The following is a 16,086-nucleotide window of genomic DNA, read 5'->3' as shown; positions in this document are numbered from 1 at the left end:
GGCAGTGCATGGTAGCGATGGTGCGCGCACCGAGAAGCGAGGTCGCCTTGTTGCCGGCGCGCTCCGCGACCAGGCCAGGATCGAGGTCGGCGAAGCGGTTGGCGTAGTCGAAGTCCCACCCCATCTGCGCGGCACCCTCCTCTTCGGCTACCACCGAGACGCTGCAGGAGACGTGGGTGCTTTTATACCCCGCGCACAGTCCGTGCGAGTTCCGAATCAGGGAGTGATGACTCGATTCGCTGTAACTGCACTTACGAACCCTTTTCAACCGCGGATCGCGGGCAAGTACCAGGCGCTCCAGCTCCAATGCGCGTTCGACCTTTTTTTCCTGGGGAACCTCGGCCAGCTGGTCATCCCAGAGGTCGGCAAGATCGGGGTAGCCGGCAAAGGGAAGCGGCAGGCCGTTACAGGGATCGGGGGTCTGGTTGCGGGCGGCCACCAGGGCGCCCTCCACCATCCTCTCCAGCGAGCCGGGGTCGAGCGCGGTGGAAAAGGAAAAGCCGAGCCCCTCCCCGCACATCACCCGGAGGGCGATCCCCAGCGGCTCCGAGCATTTGAAGGCGTCGACCTTGCCTCCCTTAGCCTCCACCGAAAGATCCCGCGATTGCTGGACCGCTATCTCGTAGCCGTCCAGTTCCCTTCCCTTGAGCAGGGCTTCCACGCTATCGGCATGCCGTGACAGTTCCATGAGCCCCCCCTAGAGGTCGAGAATCATGGCTATTTCGTCGCAATCGGGAAACTTCACGCACTTGATGCAATCGCCCCACACCTTGTGGGGGAGTTCGGACTTGTCGACGACCACGAAGCCGAATTTGGCGAAGAAATCGGGCTTGTAGGTGAGACAGAAGAGCCTTTTCAGACCGATCTCGCGCGCCTCATCCAGGCAGGCACCCACCACCTTGCTGCCGATGCCGCGCCGCCCTACCCCTTCGGCCACCGCCACCGAACGCACCTCGGCCAGGTCCTCCCAGACGATGTGCAGCGCGGAGGTCCCCATAATCTGGCCATCCTCCTCGCAGACGTAGAAGTCGCGGATGGAGTCGTACAGTTCGGAGAGCGAACGGGAAAGCATCTCCCCGCGGGTGGCGTAGTTGGAGAGGAGTTTCTGGATGTCTTTAACGTCGCTGATCTTCGCCTTTCTAATCATGCTGCTGCCTCCTGAATCATCTCCCTGGCATGTTCCAGGGTCTTCTCGGTCACCCGTGTTCCGCCCAGCATGCGGGCCACCTCGGCGACCCGTCCCTCCCCTTCCAGCCTCTGCACAGAGGTTGCCGTTCGTCCTTCCCGGACCGCCTTCTCCACCCTGAGGTGCAGATCGGCGAAAGCGGCCACCTGCGGGAGGTGGGTGATGGCCAGCACCTGCTGGGCCGTGGCCACCTTCTTCAGTTTCTCGCCCACCAGGGCAGAGGTGGCGCCCCCGATCCCGGTATCGACCTCATCGAAGATCAGCGTCGGCACCTCGCTCTCGGGATGAAGCTGTTTAAGGGCCAGCATCAGGCGGGAGAGCTCCCCTCCCGAGGCGATCTTGGCGATCGGCCGGGGAGGCTCGCCGGGGTTGGGCGAGAACAGGAACTCGGCCCGCTCGAAACCGTGGGCCCGCGGCTCGGCGGACGGCTCGAAGGAGGTCTCGAAGACGGCGTGCGCCATGGCCAGCTCAGCCAGCTCCCGTTCCATCCCCTTTTTCAGGGCTCCGGCACCTTCGGCTCTCGCCTTGGAGAGTTTCGCACCGACTGATGCCAACTCATCCTTCAGTCCGGCGATCCTGGCGCTCAGTTCGTCGCGGGTCTGCTCGCGACTGGAGAGGGCGGCCAGTTCGGCATCGACTCCCTGCTGGTAGGAGAGTATCTCGGCGATATCGGCCCCGTACTTGCGCTTGAGCCGGTTGATCAGGTCCAGGCGGTCTTCCAGCTGCTCCAGGCGCCCCGGTTCCGCCTCCACCCCCGCCGCGTAATCGCGCAGGGTGAGCGAGGCATCCTCCAACTGGGCGTAGGCGTTTTCCAAGCCCTCGACCACCGGGGAGAGGACATGATCGATGGCGCCCGCCTCGGCTACACCGGAGATGACCCGGCGCAGGCGCCCCAAAAGTGCCGCGTCGCCGCCGTAGAGGGCATCGAAGGCCTGCTGGCTGGAGAGCAGGAGCTTCTCGCTGTGGGCAAGCCGCGTCCTCTCCTCGGAAAGTTCTTCCTCCTCGCCCGCGTACAGGCGAGCATCGGCGATCTCCTGGCTCTGGAAGGAAAGGAGGTCGATGCGGCGGGCGGCCTCCCGCTCTCCCTGCTCCAGCGCCTCCAGTTCCGCCTTGGCCTTCTGGTACTCCTCGAAGCAGGCTGCGAAGGCGTGGCGAAGCTCCAGGGCTCCCGAGAAGCCGTCCAGAAGGCGCAGGTGCTGGTCGGTCTTTAAAAGCGACTGGGAGTCGTGCTGTCCGCAGATGTTGATCAGCCCGCGGGAGACATCGGAAAGCACGGAGGTGGTGGCGAGGCTCCCGCCGATGAAGACGCGGTTCTTCCCGCCGCGGGTAATGACCCTGCGCAGCAGCAGTTCCCCGTCGCAGTCGATGCCGCTTTCGGCAAGTTGCGAGGAGAGCGAGGGTGCGCCGGAGAGGTCGAAGATCGCCTCAACCGAGGCCTCCTCGGCACCGGAGCGGATCAGCTCGGCGCTGGCCCGCCCGCCCAGGATCAGGTTGACGGCGTCGATGATGATCGACTTCCCCGCGCCGGTTTCGCCGGTAAGTATGTTGAGGCCACCATTGAACTCCACGTGGAGCTTGTCAATGATGGCCAGATTGGTGATCTGAAGTTCTCGCAGCATAAGGTGAGTGTACCGTCTGAAGGTTTGTCTGAAAGTCCCCTCCCCCCCGGGAGAGGGCTAGGGTGAGGGAAGGCGGCGAAGGCAACGCTGCCTGTCCGCCCTCTTAGCGTTCCCCCCACTTAAGCTTGGTCCTTAACACCTCGAAGTAATCCTTGCTTCTGGACTGCACCAGCCGGGTGAGGTGTTCCGACCTCTCGATCTGCACTTTGTCGCCGCTCATCAGCTTGACGCCGACCTGTCCGTCCAGGGTCAGGTAGACCTTCTCATCGACCCCCGACTTCAGCTGGATGGAAATATTGGCTTCCGGGGCGACCACCAGCGGACGGTTGGTGAGGGTGTGCGGGCAGATCGGGGTGATGGAGATGCACTCCAGCGCCGGATGGATGATGGGGCCGTTGGCGGAGAGCGAATAACCGGTCGAGCCGGTAGGAGTGGAAATAATCAGGCCGTCGGCCTTGAAGGTGGTCAGGTAGCGGCCCCCCACCGAGGTCTCCATGTCGATGATGCGTGCCAAGGCCCCCTTGTTGATCACCACATCGTTCAGCACCCGGTGGCTCTCGACCACCTCGCCCTTGCGCTCGACCGAGGCGATAAGCATCATCCGCTCGCTCACCTCGAAGTCCCCCTCCAGGCAACGCTCCATGGCCGGGTAGAGCTCGTCCAAGGTGATCTCGGTCATGAAGCCGAGGCTCCCCAGGTTGACCCCCAGGATGGGGACCTCGCGGTCGCCCACCAGGCGCGCCGCGCCAATCAGGGTGCCGTCACCTCCTAAGACCACCACCAGGTCAGCGTTCCTGGCGATCTCGGAGCTGTCCACGGTCTCGGTGCTGCTGGTCCTTCTCAACTGTTTGGAGAGGTGATCGTCCACGCTGGCGGTGACGCCACGCACCGCGAGCCATTCGGTCAACTGCTCCGCCACACCGAGGCAACGGGGATCGTGTACTTTAGCTACTATGGCGATTTTTTTCACGACCACCTCTTTACTTGCATTGTAATCTAATGTTTACTACCATATATTACTCTAGCATGTCCAACGGAAACTATCTCACCTCAAGGCCGCTGCCAGCGGCCATCAAGCGGTGAAACCACTGCGAAAATTCCCGGGTCTAACCTATGACTGATGGGCTGCAGACTGAAGAGGAAACCCGCATGGCTCAAGATGAAATCGGGATCACTGAAGAGGTAACAACCGGCCTCAGCGAAGAACTCGATAAGCAGATGAGCATCATCAAATCCTTCCTGGAACACCTCGAATACACACTCGGCAAGGACAAGTACTCAGCCACCAAATACGACAGCTTCAACGCATTGGCCTACGCGGTCAGAGACCACCTGGTCGAGCGCTGGCTGGACACCCAGCAGGCCTACTACAACCTGGACAACAAGCGGGTCTACTACATCTCCATGGAGTTCCTGATGGGGAGGGCCTTGGGCAACAGCCTGATCAACCTCGACCTGTGGAACGACTTCAAGGAGGCCATCGACTCCTTGGGGCGCGATTTCGAGGCGATCCTCGATGAGGAGCAGGACGCAGGTCTCGGCAACGGCGGCTTGGGCCGCCTGGCCGCCTGCTTCCTCGACTCCATGGCCACCATGTCCATCCCCGCCTACGGCTACGGCATCCGCTATGAGTACGGCATCTTCCGCCAGGCCATCGCGGAGGGCGCGCAGGTTGAGATACCCGACAACTGGCTGCGCTACCGGAACCCTTGGGAACTCGACCGCCAGGAGCACCTGCACACGGTGAAGTTCAACGGCCGGGTGATCACCACCATCGACAAGGACAGCGGCAAGCTGGTGCGCGAATGGGTGGATACCGACGACGTCATGGCCATGGCCTACGACACGCCGATCCCGGGCTACCAGACCCACACGGTCAACACCCTGAGGCTTTGGAGCGCCAAGTCCAGCCGCGAGTTCGACCTCAAGTTCTTCAACGAGGGGAACTACATCCGTGCCGTGGAAAAGAAGATGCAGTCGGAAACCATCTCCAAGGTGCTCTACCCGGCCGACAACGTCATCGAGGGGAAGGAGCTGAGGTTCAAGCAGGAGTACTTCCTCGCCTCGGCCACCGTGCACGACGTCCTCTACCGCTTCCAGAAGATGCACAAGGACTTCCGGATGCTCCCCGACAAGGTGGCCATCCAACTGAACGACACCCACCCCACCCTCGCCATCCCGGAGATGATGCGGGTGCTGATCGACCTCGAGAAGCTGGAGTGGGAAGAGGCCTGGGAGATCACCAGGAAGACCTTCGCCTACACCAACCACACCATCCTCCCCGAGGCGCTGGAGCTTTGGCCGGTCTGGTTCTTCGAGCAGATCCTCCCCCGGCACCTGCAGATCATCTACGAGATCAACGACCAGTTCATCAAGGAGGTCAAGGCGGCCTTCCCGGACGACCCGCAGCGCATCTCCCGGATGTCGATCGTCGAGGAGCACTGGGAGCGGAAGATCAAGATGGCGCACTTAGCCATCGTGGGGAGCCATTCGGTGAACGGCGTGGCCGCCCTGCACACCGAGATCCTCAAGAAGGAGCTCTTCCGCGACTTCTACGAGATGTACCCGGAGAAGTTCAACAACAAGACCAACGGCATCACCCAGCGGCGCTGGCTGAAGATGGCCAACCCCGGGCTCTCCGCCCTGCTCGACGAGCACATCGGCGACGGCTGGACCCGCGATCTCTACCAGCTCAACAAGAAGCTGAAGCCCTTCGCCGAAAAGCCCGATTTCGTTGAGCGCTGGCAGAAGGTGAAGCGCAAGAACAAGGAAAACCTCTGCCGCTACATCTTCAAGCAAAACGAGATCGAGGTGGATCCGGAGTCGCTGTTCGACGTGCAGATCAAGAGGATCCACGAGTACAAGCGGCAGCTCTTGAACGTGCTGCACATCATCACCCTGTACAACCGGATCAAGGACCACCCGCAGGCCGAGGTAGTGCCGCGCACCTTCATCTTCGCCGGCAAGGCCGCCCCCGCCTACGCCGCCGCCAAGCTGATCATCCGCCTGATCAACGCGGTGGCCGAGGTGGTCAACAGCGACCCGGAGGTGGCCGACCGGATCAAGGTGGTCTTCCTGGCCAACTACAACGTAACCCTGGCGGAGACCATCTTCCCCGCCTCCGACCTCTCCGAGCAGATCTCCACCGCCGGCACCGAAGCCTCCGGCACCGGCAACATGAAGTTCGCCCTGAACGGCGCCCTGACCATCGGCACCCTGGACGGAGCCAACATCGAGATCATGGAAGAGGTCGGCAAGGAAAACATCTTCATCTTCGGGCTGACCGCGGCGGAAGTCGCCGAACTGAAAGAACGCGGCTACAACCCGAGGGAATACTACAACGGCAACACTGAGCTGAAACGGGTGATCGACATGATCGCCACAGGCTTCTTCTCCCCCGGCACTCCCGACCTCTTCACCCCGCTCACCGATTCGCTTTTGAACCACGGCGACCACTACATGCTGCTCGCCGACTACGCCTCCTACGTCTCCTGCCAGGAGCGGGTGGGCGAACTGTTCCGGCAAAAGGACGAATGGGCACGGAAGGCTATCCTGAACGCAGCGGGGATGGGCAAGTTCTCCAGCGACAGGACCATCAAGGAGTACGCCGAGGAGATCTGGGGCATCAAGCCCGTGGATATCATCCCGAGCGCCGTGGAACGGGAGCACTGATTGGATCTTTTCACCGCAGCAAGCAGCGAAGCAGCCCCCCTGGCCGAGAGGATGCGGCCGCGCGACATCTCCGAGTACCTCGGGCAGAGCCACCTCCTCGGTGAGGGAAAGCTCCTGCGCCGCCTGATTGAAACCGACCGCCTCACCTCCCTCATCTTCTGGGGACCTCCCGGCAGCGGCAAGACCACCCTCGCCAAGATCATCGCCAACGCCACCAAAGCGCACTTCATCTTCTTCTCCGCCATCATGAACGGCATCAAGGAGATCCGCGAGGTGGTGAAGGAGGCCGAGGACACCCTGCGCTACCACGGCAAGCGCACCATCCTCTTCGTCGACGAGATCCACCGCTTCAGCAAGTCCCAGCAGGACGCCTTCCTCCCCTACGTGGAACGGGGCACCTTCACCATGATCGGTGCCACCACCGAGAATCCCTCTTTCGAGGTGATCGCGCCGCTGTTATCCCGCTGCAAGGTGCTGGTGCTGAACTCGCTCACCACCGAGGATGTCATCCAGATCCTTACCAACGCCCTTACCGACCGTGAGCGCGGCCTGGGAGAGTTGGAACTGACCGCCACCGACGAGGCGCTGGAGTTCATGGCCGAGCAGGCGGGGGGCGATGCCCGGGTGGCACTGAACACCCTGGAGACCGCGGCGAGGGTCGCCCACGGTGGCGAGATCAACCTGGAGACCGCGCGGGAGGCGGTGCAGAAGAAGCCGCTGCTCTACGACAAGGGTGGCGAGGAGCACTACAACGTCATCTCCGCCTTCATCAAGTCCATGCGGGGGAGTGACCCCGACGCCGCCCTCTACTGGCTCGCACGCATGCTGGAGGCGGGCGAAGACCCCATCTTCATCTTAAGGCGGATGGTGATCTTCGCCTCCGAGGACGTGGGGAACGCCGATCCGCGCGGGCTGCAGATGGCGATCTCCGCACTGCAGGCCTTCCAGCTGGTGGGGATGCCGGAGGGGAGGATCATCCTCGGCCAGGCGGTCAGCTACCTGGCCACAGCGCCCAAATCGAACGCATCGTACATGGGCATCGACGATGCACTTGCGGAGGTCCGCAAGTCGGGCGCGCTGCCGGTTCCGATGCACATCAGGAACGCGCCGACCTCGCTGATGAAGAAGATGGGCTACGGCAAGGGGTACCGCTACTCCCACGACTTCGAACGCGGCTACTCCGGGCAGAGCTACCTCCCCGACCAGCTCGCCGGCAAGCGGTTCTACGAGCCGAAAGAGAGCGGCTACGAGAAGAGCATCAAGGAGCGGATGGAGTGGATCAAGGGAGAGCGGGAGAAAACGCCTCGTAAACCGGAGTAATGGGCTGGCCCTGCCTCGGCCGTCTGGCCGGCCCCGGTTTGAATTTATGCGGCTCCGTGATATATTCAAGCAGTTCATTATCTATTAGCTGACCCGGCTCTGCCCCTGCGGCAACCGATACTCCGGAGCCATACATGAAAAAGATTGGCATACTCACCAGCGGCGGAGACTGTTCCGGAATGAACGCAGCAATCAGAAGCGCCACCAGGACAGCACTCGGTCACGGCGTGCAGGTCGTTGGCTTCAGGAAGGGTTATGCCGGCCTTCTGAAGCCGGACTTCCTGGAAATGGGGACCAAGGAGGTGGCCGGTATCCTCCACCGCGGCGGCACCTTCCTGCAGTCGGCCCGTAGCGACGAGTTTAGGACTCCGATGGGACGTGAAAAAGCCGTCCGCCACCTTGGCGAGATGGGCGTCGACGGGCTGGTCATCATCGGCGGCGACGGCTCACTGAACGGCGCACTCGCCCTGCACCGGCTGGGCGTCCCGGTGATCGGCATCCCGGCCAGCATCGACAACGACATCCCCTTCACCGACATGGCACTGGGAGTCGACACCGCCCTCAACAACATCATCTACGCCATCGACTGCATCAAGGACACGGCAAGCTCCCACGACCGCGCCTTCGTAGTGGAGGTGATGGGGAGGAACTCCGGCTACCTGGCCAGCACCGCCGCCATCGCGTCGGGCGCCGAGTACGCCATCGTCCCGGAAGTGGAATGCGACATCCAGGACCTCTGTGACCAGCTCCGGACGCGCTGGGAGGAAGGTCGCAGCAACGCCATCATCGTCCTGGCCGAAGGTGCCGGCCGCGCCCAGGATATCGCCGACACCGTCAAGGACGTGATCGGCTTCGAAACCCGGGTGACAGTCCTCGGCCACTACCAGCGCGGTGGCGCACCCTCCGTCTTCGACCGCCTGTTGGGGAGCCGGCTGGGACACGCGGCGGTGGAACTGCTGCTGGAAGGACAGAAAGGGAAGATGGTTGGTCTTTGCTGCAACTCCATCGTGCCGACACTGCTGGAGACGGTGGTGGTCAGCGAGAAGCGACAGCCGGACGAACTTCACAATCTGTCCCTCATTCTGGGGATCTAGAGCGTCCGCCACAAATCGGCAGCCGTTGAGATTGTCCCAACGAGCCCAGAGTCCTCGCATTCAATGCTGAGGCCCGACATGTTACCTAGGTAGTGTGCAAACTCTAGCTATCTTCAGCCACATGCCCCCAAGCAGGATGACCTGCCCTCTTACACTGAAATACCCCTTCATATACCAGATGCAGGCTATATAAGTCTGAAGTCACTCAAACCACGCCCCTCGTGACAGAAGGAGAGATGCCATGCACCACTACGAAAAGTTGTACATCGACGGGAAGTGGGTTGCCTGCGCCGGGCACGAACACATCGAGGTCGTCTGTCCCTCCACCGAAGAGGTGCTGGGGAGCATCCCGGCGGGAACGGCTGAGGACGCGGACCGGGCAGTGCAGGCTGCGCAACGGGCGCTGGAATCGTGGGCCAATACTGCGGTCTCTGAAAGGGCCGCTTTCCTGGGCAGGCTCCACCAGGGACTGCTGCGCCGGGGCGACGAACTGGCGGAGACCATCACTGGCGAGGTCGGCATGCCTCTCAAGATGTCACGAGCGATCCAGGTGGGATTGCCGTCAGCGGTGATGGCGAGCTACGCAACGCTGGCCCTGGAATTCCCCTTCGAGGAGCAGATCGGCAACTCGCTGGTGCTCAAGGAACCGGCCGGTGTGGTAGCCTGCATCACTCCCTGGAATTACCCGCTCCACCAGATCGTCGCCAAGGTGGCACCCGCTTTGGCGGCAGGCTGCACTGTCGTGCTCAAGCCGAGCGAGGTGGCACCCTTCAATGCCTTCATCTTGGCCGAGATCGTCGATGAGGCCAAACTCCCTGCCGGGGTCTTCAACCTGGTGAGCGGCTTGGGCTCGGTGGTGGGCGAGGCGTTGAGCGCACATGCCGGGGTGGAGATGGTCTCCTTCACCGGTTCGACCACGGCGGGACGGCGGGTCGGCCACAACGCCTCGCAGTCGGTGAAGAAGGTTTCCCTGGAGTTGGGGGGGAAATCGGCTTCCCTGATCCTCGACGATGCAGATCTCGCCATGGCGGTCAAGGCCACCGTGAACGGCTGCTTCCTCAACTCGGGACAGACCTGCAATGCGCTGACTCGGATGCTCGTTCCGGAATCGCGCTACCAGGAGGCGGCAGCGCTGGCGGTGCAGCTTGCGCAGGGGTTCACGGTGGGAGATCCCTTCGGAGGAGAGGCCAAACTGGGCCCCCTGATCTCGGAAGCTCAGCGCGAACGGGTGCGTAGCTACATCCGCAAGGGTATCGAGGAGGGGGCGGAACTGCTTGTGGGTGGCGCCGAACCCCCCGAGGGGCTGAAACGGGGCTATTATGTGCAGCCGACCCTGTTCGGCCGGGTAGCGCCCGACTCCACCCTCGCGCAGGAGGAGATCTTCGGCCCGGTGCTCTCCATCATCTGCTACCGAGACGAGGAAGATGCCGTCCGCATCGCCAACGGCACTCCGTACGGGCTGGCGGCCGCGGTCTGGTCCGGTGACCAGGAGCGCGCCCTGCGTGTGGCCCGCCGCCTGCGCGCAGGACAGGTGGACGTCAACGGCGGCCGCTTCAACGCGATGGCACCTTTCGGCGGCATCAAGCAGTCCGGACACGGGCGCGAGCTGGGCCGCTACGGACTGGAAGAGTTCCTGGTCCCCAAGTCGCTGCAGCTTTAGATCACCGGCGGACGCAAAACGCCTAACGAATTGCGGATGTGGAGTGCACAACGAAAATCGGCACGGTGGCCAATGGCAACCGTGCCGGTCTTTTTTTGAGTGTGCGGGAACGGTTACTTCCTGACGAAGATTTCCCTCGCCATGGCGGAATCGATGGCGAACTCGGAGAAACCGACCCGGAAGATGTAGGAAGGGAAGGCCTGCAACAGGGAGATGCGGTTACCCGGCAACACGCCCATGGCCATCAGTTTCTGCATCTTCTTGCTGTCCTCGGTCTGGATGTAGGCGATGTCGCCTTCGTCGCCGGACTTCAGCTCGGTGAGCGGTACCACACCCAGGTCCCCGCTTTTGCGGGCCTCCTCGCAGCATTCCCCCTGCGGGATCGGCTTTCCGTGCGGGCAGGTGACCGGGTGGTTCAGCATGGTGCAGACCTTGGTGTCCACCCCCTCGTTCAGGAGGTGCTCGAACTGGCAGGCCTTGACGTCACCGCTCTCGCCGCGGATGTTGAGGACGTCCATCATCAGCCGTTCAGCCAGCCGGTGGCGCCTGATGGTCTTGCGCCCCTCTTCGCGCCCTTCCGGGCGGAAGTAGACGCGCCCGCCCTTGATCTCGACCAGGGCGTGGGTGGAGAGCTCCTGGTAGGCCGGGTCGGAGGAATCGCCAAACCCCAACTGGTCCAGTTCCGCAAAACCGCGGCCATTTTCCTCGGACTCGATCCAGAGGGCCTCCAGGATCTCTTCCGCCCTATCAGTCAGCTTCATATCTTCTCCTTTGCCATTCCGTCAGCTCTCACTGCCTGATCAGGCAGCATAGGCGGAACGTCTTTACCCTTGTCGCTTTGTATTCTTGAACAGCTTCTTGATATTTTTTACCAGCGCCGGCTCCGGCGGGTTCTCATAGTTGCAGCGGGGGCACTTGATCATCTTGCAACCACCCGACATCGGACAGTTCTTGCAACCAACATTTCCTTCTTCTTCGGCGAACTCATGTCCGCAAAAACCACAGCGCATACACACCTGACAACAGTTCTATGTTCCAAGTTCTACGTTAACGGCAATTCATCCCATGCTCTATGTCTATCTTCTGTTCAACAAAGAGTATCAGGTTTTCCCCTTTTACAAAGAACTCAGAACAGGTTCTAAAGGATCGAGGTAACCAACAGGAACTTGTTCAGTACCCAGCCGCTGCCGAAGGCCAGGGTGGATACGAAAACGCCAATGGCGCAGGCCACCTTCCAGCCGCGTTCCTTCTTCATGATCAGGAACTGCGCTACGCACGGGATGAACAGGGTCAGGGTCACGGCTGCCACGGTCAGCTGCCGCGGGTTCAGGGTTCCCTGGGTCTGCAGGTCGTAAAGCCCGGCGGCGCCGTAGTCGCGGCGGAAGAAGCCGAAGATGAAGGCGACGGCGGTCTCCTTGGGGAGCCCCAGGGCGGCCATCACCGGGCTCAGTCCCTTCACCATGGTCTCGAAGAAGTTGGTGATCTTCCCCAGCCACAAAAGGACCGAGGCGAGGATGAAGAGCGGCAGGATCTCCATGAAGTACCACTGCATCCTGGTGTAGGTCTTGGTCACCACGTTGGAGAACTGCGGCAGCCGCATGGGAGGGATCTCCATGTAGAACATGGGAGTCTCGCCCGGCAGCACCTTTGCGGCGATGAGCCCCACCACCAGGAAGATCAGGACGAGGCAGATGGACCAGACCGCCAGCGCGCCCGGAGCCTTGGAGAGGAGAGCCAGGATCACCCCCAGCTGCGCGGAGCAGGGGATGGCCAGGGCGAGCAGCAGGGTGGCCAGCACGCGTTCGCGCACGGTCTCCAGGGTCCGGGTCACCATGGTCGCCATGGTGTCGCAACCGAAGCCGAGCACCATCGGGATGACGGCGCGGCCGGTGAGCCCCATGGTCTTGAAGATCCGGTCGACCAGTAGCGCGAGCCTCGGGAAGTAGCCGCTATCCTCCAGCACGGAGAAGAAGAGGAAGAAGGTCGCCACGATGGGGAGGATGATGCCGACAGCATAGCGGATACCGAGGGTTATCACGCCGTACTCGCCGATGAACAGCTCCTGGATGATGGGCCAGGGGACGAGGTTCTTCACGACCCCGGTGATCCAGGGGTTGAACAACTCCTTGAACCCCTTGTTCTCGAGGACGTCGACCAGGGTGCCGGCGCCGAAATCGCCCACGAACTTGTAGAGACCGAAGTACAGGACGATCAAAAGCAGCGGCACGCCGGTCATGGGGCGCACACACAGGCGGGAAAGCCGCTCGGCCAGGGTCACCACCCGCTTTTCAGGGGCCTTGAAGGCACCGTCCAGGATGGATTTGACGATCCGTTTGCGCTCCATGGAGAGGTCGAGGTGGAACGATTCCCTTCTCTCGAAGCGTTTCTCCTTAACCCCGGCCTCGACCGCGGCCGCCCCCTCGCCTTCCACGCCGCGCACCAGGTCGGCGACCTCACCGTCGCCCTGCAAGAGCAAGAGCGCCAGCGCCTTCTTGGAGAGCATGTAGTCTCCTTTGAGGCAGTCGGAGATGCCTGCTATGTCTGACTCCAGCGCTTTCGAGTAGCGGAAGGGGGAGCTGGCGAAAGAGGGTGTATCGGCGATGGCGGCGCGAATCTCAGGGAGTCCCACCTTCTTGGCTGTGGCCGCGCCGATCACCGGGATGCCCAGCCGCTGGGAAAGCAGCGGGATATCGATGTGCAGCCCCATGCGGGCCGCCTCGTCCATGATGTTGACCACCAGCACCACCGGCAACTCGGCCTCTATGAGCTGCAAGGTCATGGGGAGCATCCGCTCCAGGTTGCGCGCGTCGAGGACGTGTATCACCAGGTGGGGACGCTCGTTCAGGAGGATCTCACGGGCCACCCTCTCCTCCTCGGTGATCGGGAGGATGGCGTACATACCGGGGGTGTCGATGACCTCGAAATGGTCCCCATTGATGACGGTGTTGCCGCGGGAGACTTCAACCGAGGTGCCGGGGTAATTGGAGACGGTGACGTAGGCGCCAGTTAGCGCATTAAAGAGAACACTCTTCCCGACGTTGGGATTCCCTACCAGCGCGACCTTTTTGGCGCCGCTGGCTGCCACGGTTGGTGCCTCGTGGCAGGAACCCTTCTTCTTTGCAAATGCCATGGTGTTGACTACCCCTCTGGAACGATTGTCAGCCAATCGATAGTGCTAGCTAATAATGCCAATGAAAGTCACTTTCAGATGTATTACAAAAAATTTGCCGGGTTACCCCGACCGAACTCCCGGCACGCCCCATCTGCGATCACTGCCAGCTAGGTTTTCGGCTACCTTGCCGCCTATCCCTCGCCCCTTTAGGGGAGAGGGTGCCCGAAGGGCGGGTGAGGGTAGCGGTCGGTTGCCGGCAAATTCTCCCTCACCCCTGCCCCTCTCCCCTAAAGGGGCGAGGGGGAAGCAACTTACTTGCGGCAGTTGCCGCACAGGCCGTAGAGCTCTAGCCGGTGCCGCTCTATCAGGAACCCGCGGCTGGCGGCGACTTCGGCCTGCAATTGCTCGATCGTTTCGTTCTCGAACTCTTCGATGCTGCCACAGCGGGTGCATACCAGGTGGTCGTGGTGCTCCCCTTCCCCCACATGCTCATAACGGGTCTGGCCGTCGCCGAACTGCATCTCACGGGCAATCCCCGCCTCGGCGAAGAGCTTCAGGGTCCGGTAGACCGTCGCATAGCCGATGTTGGGATTTTTGCTCCTGAGCCTTAAGTAGAGTTCCTCGATGCTCAGGTGCCGGTCGCAGGACAGGAAGCTGTCCAGGATGATGTCCCGCTGCTTGGTCGACTTCAATCCCCGCTGGGCGATGAAGTCAGCGAAGGCCTTTTTCTTGGCTCGTTTCATGAGAACCCCGAATTGAAATTGGAAGTCATAATAACGACTGCGGAGGTGGGTGTCAAGCTGTTTTGACGGTGAAGGTGACTTTCAACGACAAAGCCGTAACGCCTTGAAAGTCCGAGGAAAGGCTTTGAATTTTTTCTGCCGTTGATGTCTAATTATAGTGAACAATGTCGAACCCTAATAATGCAAAGCCGGGGCCGACGGAGGAGAGATGTCATGTCAAAAAATAAATACGGCAGCAAGGAAAACTTCCAATCCCAAGGTTCGCAGTTTGGCCAAGGTTCGCAGTTTAGCACGAAAGTAACGGAGCAGGCGGGATGCGGGAAGGTGATCTCCGAGACCTTCACACCGAACGACCCGACCATTTCCTGCACGAGATGCGGCGCAGAGTCCCACGATCCGTCACTTCTGTGCAGCCCGTCCACCACCCTCGCCTCCAGCACGCAGACCAGGGAAAGCAGCTCTTCCTACAACAGCGGCTACAGCAAAGACTCAGGCTCCAGCGGCGGTGGCAGCGGTTCCAGCGGAATGGGTTCCGGTTTCGGCTCAAGCTCCGGTGGGAAGCAGGGTGGTCAGAAAAATCGCTAAGATCATCAAGAGGTGACCTAGATACAAGAAGAGCCCGGCGTGACCGGGCTCTTTTTTATTTCCTGTGGAAGGTAACGGGGCAGTATCAGTCAAGCATGTCTTCCAGCTTCTTCCTCTGCTTCTCCAGTATGTGCTGCCCCTTCTCAAGCGCCTTGAGCAGCGTCTTCTTCGAATCGGCGGTAAGATCAGCCCCCTCGTGAAGGAGCTCCGCGGCACGGTTGCCGGCGTTGTCGACGAAATCGCTGAGAACCTCGGCAAACTCGTTCGCCGCATCGTTTGCCTTTTCTCCGATGTCCTTGGCGAAACAGGCCAGAGACTTCCTCGCCTTCTTCCCGGTCTGCGGGGCGAGCAGCAGGGCGATGCCGGCGCCGATCAGTCCACCCACCACAACCTTGCAAATGTCTCCAGCGGCACAGCATTCTCTATCATGGCTCATTTCATCGTCCTCCATAGGGTTGATTAAATACTTCCTAATATTACCACACAGGTTCAGATGGCAAGTGCTGGTGGCATCTCTGTCTGAACGACGAAAATGATACCACAAAGGCCAGCCTCTGCTTGAGGCGAAACAGCCGATAATGCGAATATTTGTAAAAGGACTAAATTTATCTCTTTCGCCAAATTGCATATGTGTGTAATATATACACCTCTGTGTCTAAGGGTATGCGTTAGTGTCACAATTCGTTTATGTTTCACACACCCCCGCTTCGACAGGCTAAGGACAGGCTTCAGCAGGTTCAGAACGGGCCCCGGCAGGCTCAGGGCGACGAAAGATCGTTCTGTTCGTTGGGGCCAATACAGGATTTGGGGCTTCCCTCACCAAGGCCCTCTCCCGTGGGGAGAGGGGGAGTTTGCTGAGGTTTGAAAGAGTTTTTGCTGAGATGTGACTGTTGCAGCGATGTTGGAGGAAATCGACAGACCATGAATGTTGAGCAGATGAAACTGGTGGTAAAGGAGTTGCTTGAAAAAACCGATCTGACCCCCTGCGTGGTGGGACATCGCGGCGTCGGCAAGACCGCGGGCATCGTGCAGGCCTGCCGGGAGGTGGAGCGGCGGTACGTCTCCCTGCGGCTTGGGCAGATGGAGGTGGGGGAC

General features: G+C 61.1%; 13 protein-coding genes. 5 read left to right on the top strand and 8 right to left on the bottom strand.

Annotated elements, in window-relative coordinates:
• From VJ604_RS06880 to VJ604_RS06865, 4 genes are all read right to left on the bottom strand, one after another.
• The coding region (locus tag VJ604_RS06880) for a TldD/PmbA family protein (protein WP_324080975.1) at nt 1-688 on the bottom strand (688 nt) is incomplete at its 3' end.
• Between the two features lie 9 nt (nt 689-697).
• Nucleotides 698-1,147, bottom strand: a complete 450-nt coding sequence (locus VJ604_RS06875) for an N-acetyltransferase (RefSeq protein ID WP_324080973.1) — start codon at nt 1,145-1,147, stop codon at nt 698-700.
• Nucleotides 1,144-2,805, bottom strand: coding sequence for a DNA repair protein RecN (gene recN, locus VJ604_RS06870; protein ID WP_324080970.1), 1,662 nt, complete (start codon nt 2,803-2,805; stop codon nt 1,144-1,146). Before recN ends, VJ604_RS06875 begins: the two co-directional genes overlap by 4 nt.
• A gap of 103 nt (nt 2,806-2,908) precedes the next feature.
• Nucleotides 2,909-3,775 carry an NAD(+)/NADH kinase gene (locus tag VJ604_RS06865; protein ID WP_324080968.1) on the bottom strand — a complete coding sequence of 289 codons (867 nt, stop codon included), beginning with the start codon at nt 3,773-3,775 and terminating at the stop codon, nt 2,909-2,911.
• Between the two features lie 179 nt (nt 3,776-3,954).
• Between VJ604_RS06865 and VJ604_RS06860 the strand changes: the two genes are divergently transcribed.
• From VJ604_RS06860 to VJ604_RS06845, 4 genes are all read left to right on the top strand, one after another.
• Entirely contained in the window at nt 3,955-6,477 is a 2,523-nt protein-coding gene (locus VJ604_RS06860; RefSeq protein ID WP_414652397.1) for a glycogen/starch/alpha-glucan phosphorylase, read from the top strand.
• A 51-nt stretch (nt 6,478-6,528) separates the two neighbouring features.
• Nucleotides 6,529-7,797, top strand: a complete 1,269-nt coding sequence (locus tag VJ604_RS06855) for a replication-associated recombination protein A (protein WP_324080977.1) — start codon at nt 6,529-6,531, stop codon at nt 7,795-7,797.
• 134 nt (nt 7,798-7,931) lie between these two features.
• The gene (gene pfkA / locus VJ604_RS06850) at nt 7,932-8,891 is read left to right on the top strand and encodes a 6-phosphofructokinase (RefSeq protein ID WP_324080966.1); all 960 of its coding nucleotides are present in this window, start codon (nt 7,932-7,934) and stop codon (nt 8,889-8,891) included.
• 241 nt (nt 8,892-9,132) lie between these two features.
• On the top strand, nt 9,133-10,551 hold the full coding sequence (locus VJ604_RS06845) for an aldehyde dehydrogenase family protein (protein WP_324080964.1): 1,419 nt from the start codon (nt 9,133-9,135) through the stop codon (nt 10,549-10,551).
• Nucleotides 10,552-10,664: 113 nt separating this feature from the next.
• Here VJ604_RS06845 and VJ604_RS06840 read toward each other — a convergent pair whose 3' ends face one another.
• The 3 genes from VJ604_RS06840 to VJ604_RS06825 all read right to left on the bottom strand — a co-directional run bounded on the left by VJ604_RS06840 (nt 10,665) and on the right by VJ604_RS06825 (nt 14,406).
• Complete coding sequence (locus VJ604_RS06840) at nt 10,665-11,312, bottom strand: metal-dependent transcriptional regulator (protein ID WP_324080962.1); 648 nt, start codon at nt 11,310-11,312, stop codon at nt 10,665-10,667.
• 377 nt (nt 11,313-11,689) lie between these two features.
• Entirely contained in the window at nt 11,690-13,681 is a 1,992-nt protein-coding gene (feoB, locus tag VJ604_RS06830; RefSeq protein ID WP_324080958.1) for a ferrous iron transport protein B, read from the bottom strand.
• A 293-nt stretch (nt 13,682-13,974) separates the two neighbouring features.
• Complete coding sequence (locus VJ604_RS06825; protein ID WP_324080956.1) at nt 13,975-14,406, bottom strand: Fur family transcriptional regulator; 432 nt, start codon at nt 14,404-14,406, stop codon at nt 13,975-13,977.
• Nucleotides 14,407-14,619: 213 nt separating this feature from the next.
• Here VJ604_RS06825 and VJ604_RS06820 point away from each other — a divergent pair, with 213 nt between their 5' ends.
• Nucleotides 14,620-14,991: a hypothetical protein gene (locus VJ604_RS06820; protein WP_324080954.1), complete on the top strand. Its 372-nt coding sequence runs from the start codon at nt 14,620-14,622 to the stop codon at nt 14,989-14,991.
• Between the two features lie 85 nt (nt 14,992-15,076).
• Here the strand turns inward: VJ604_RS06820 and VJ604_RS06815 are convergent, their stop codons facing one another.
• A complete protein-coding gene (locus VJ604_RS06815) occupies nt 15,077-15,427 on the bottom strand; it encodes a YtxH domain-containing protein (RefSeq protein WP_324080953.1) in 351 nt (116 codons plus the stop codon).
• Between the last annotated feature and the right edge of the window lie 659 nt (nt 15,428-16,086).

It is taken from the genome of Geomonas sp. (genome assembly GCF_035254065.1).
Lineage (GTDB): Bacteria > Desulfobacterota > Desulfuromonadia > Geobacterales > Geobacteraceae > Geomonas.
This window is presented reverse-complemented; position numbering and strand designations above follow the sequence as displayed.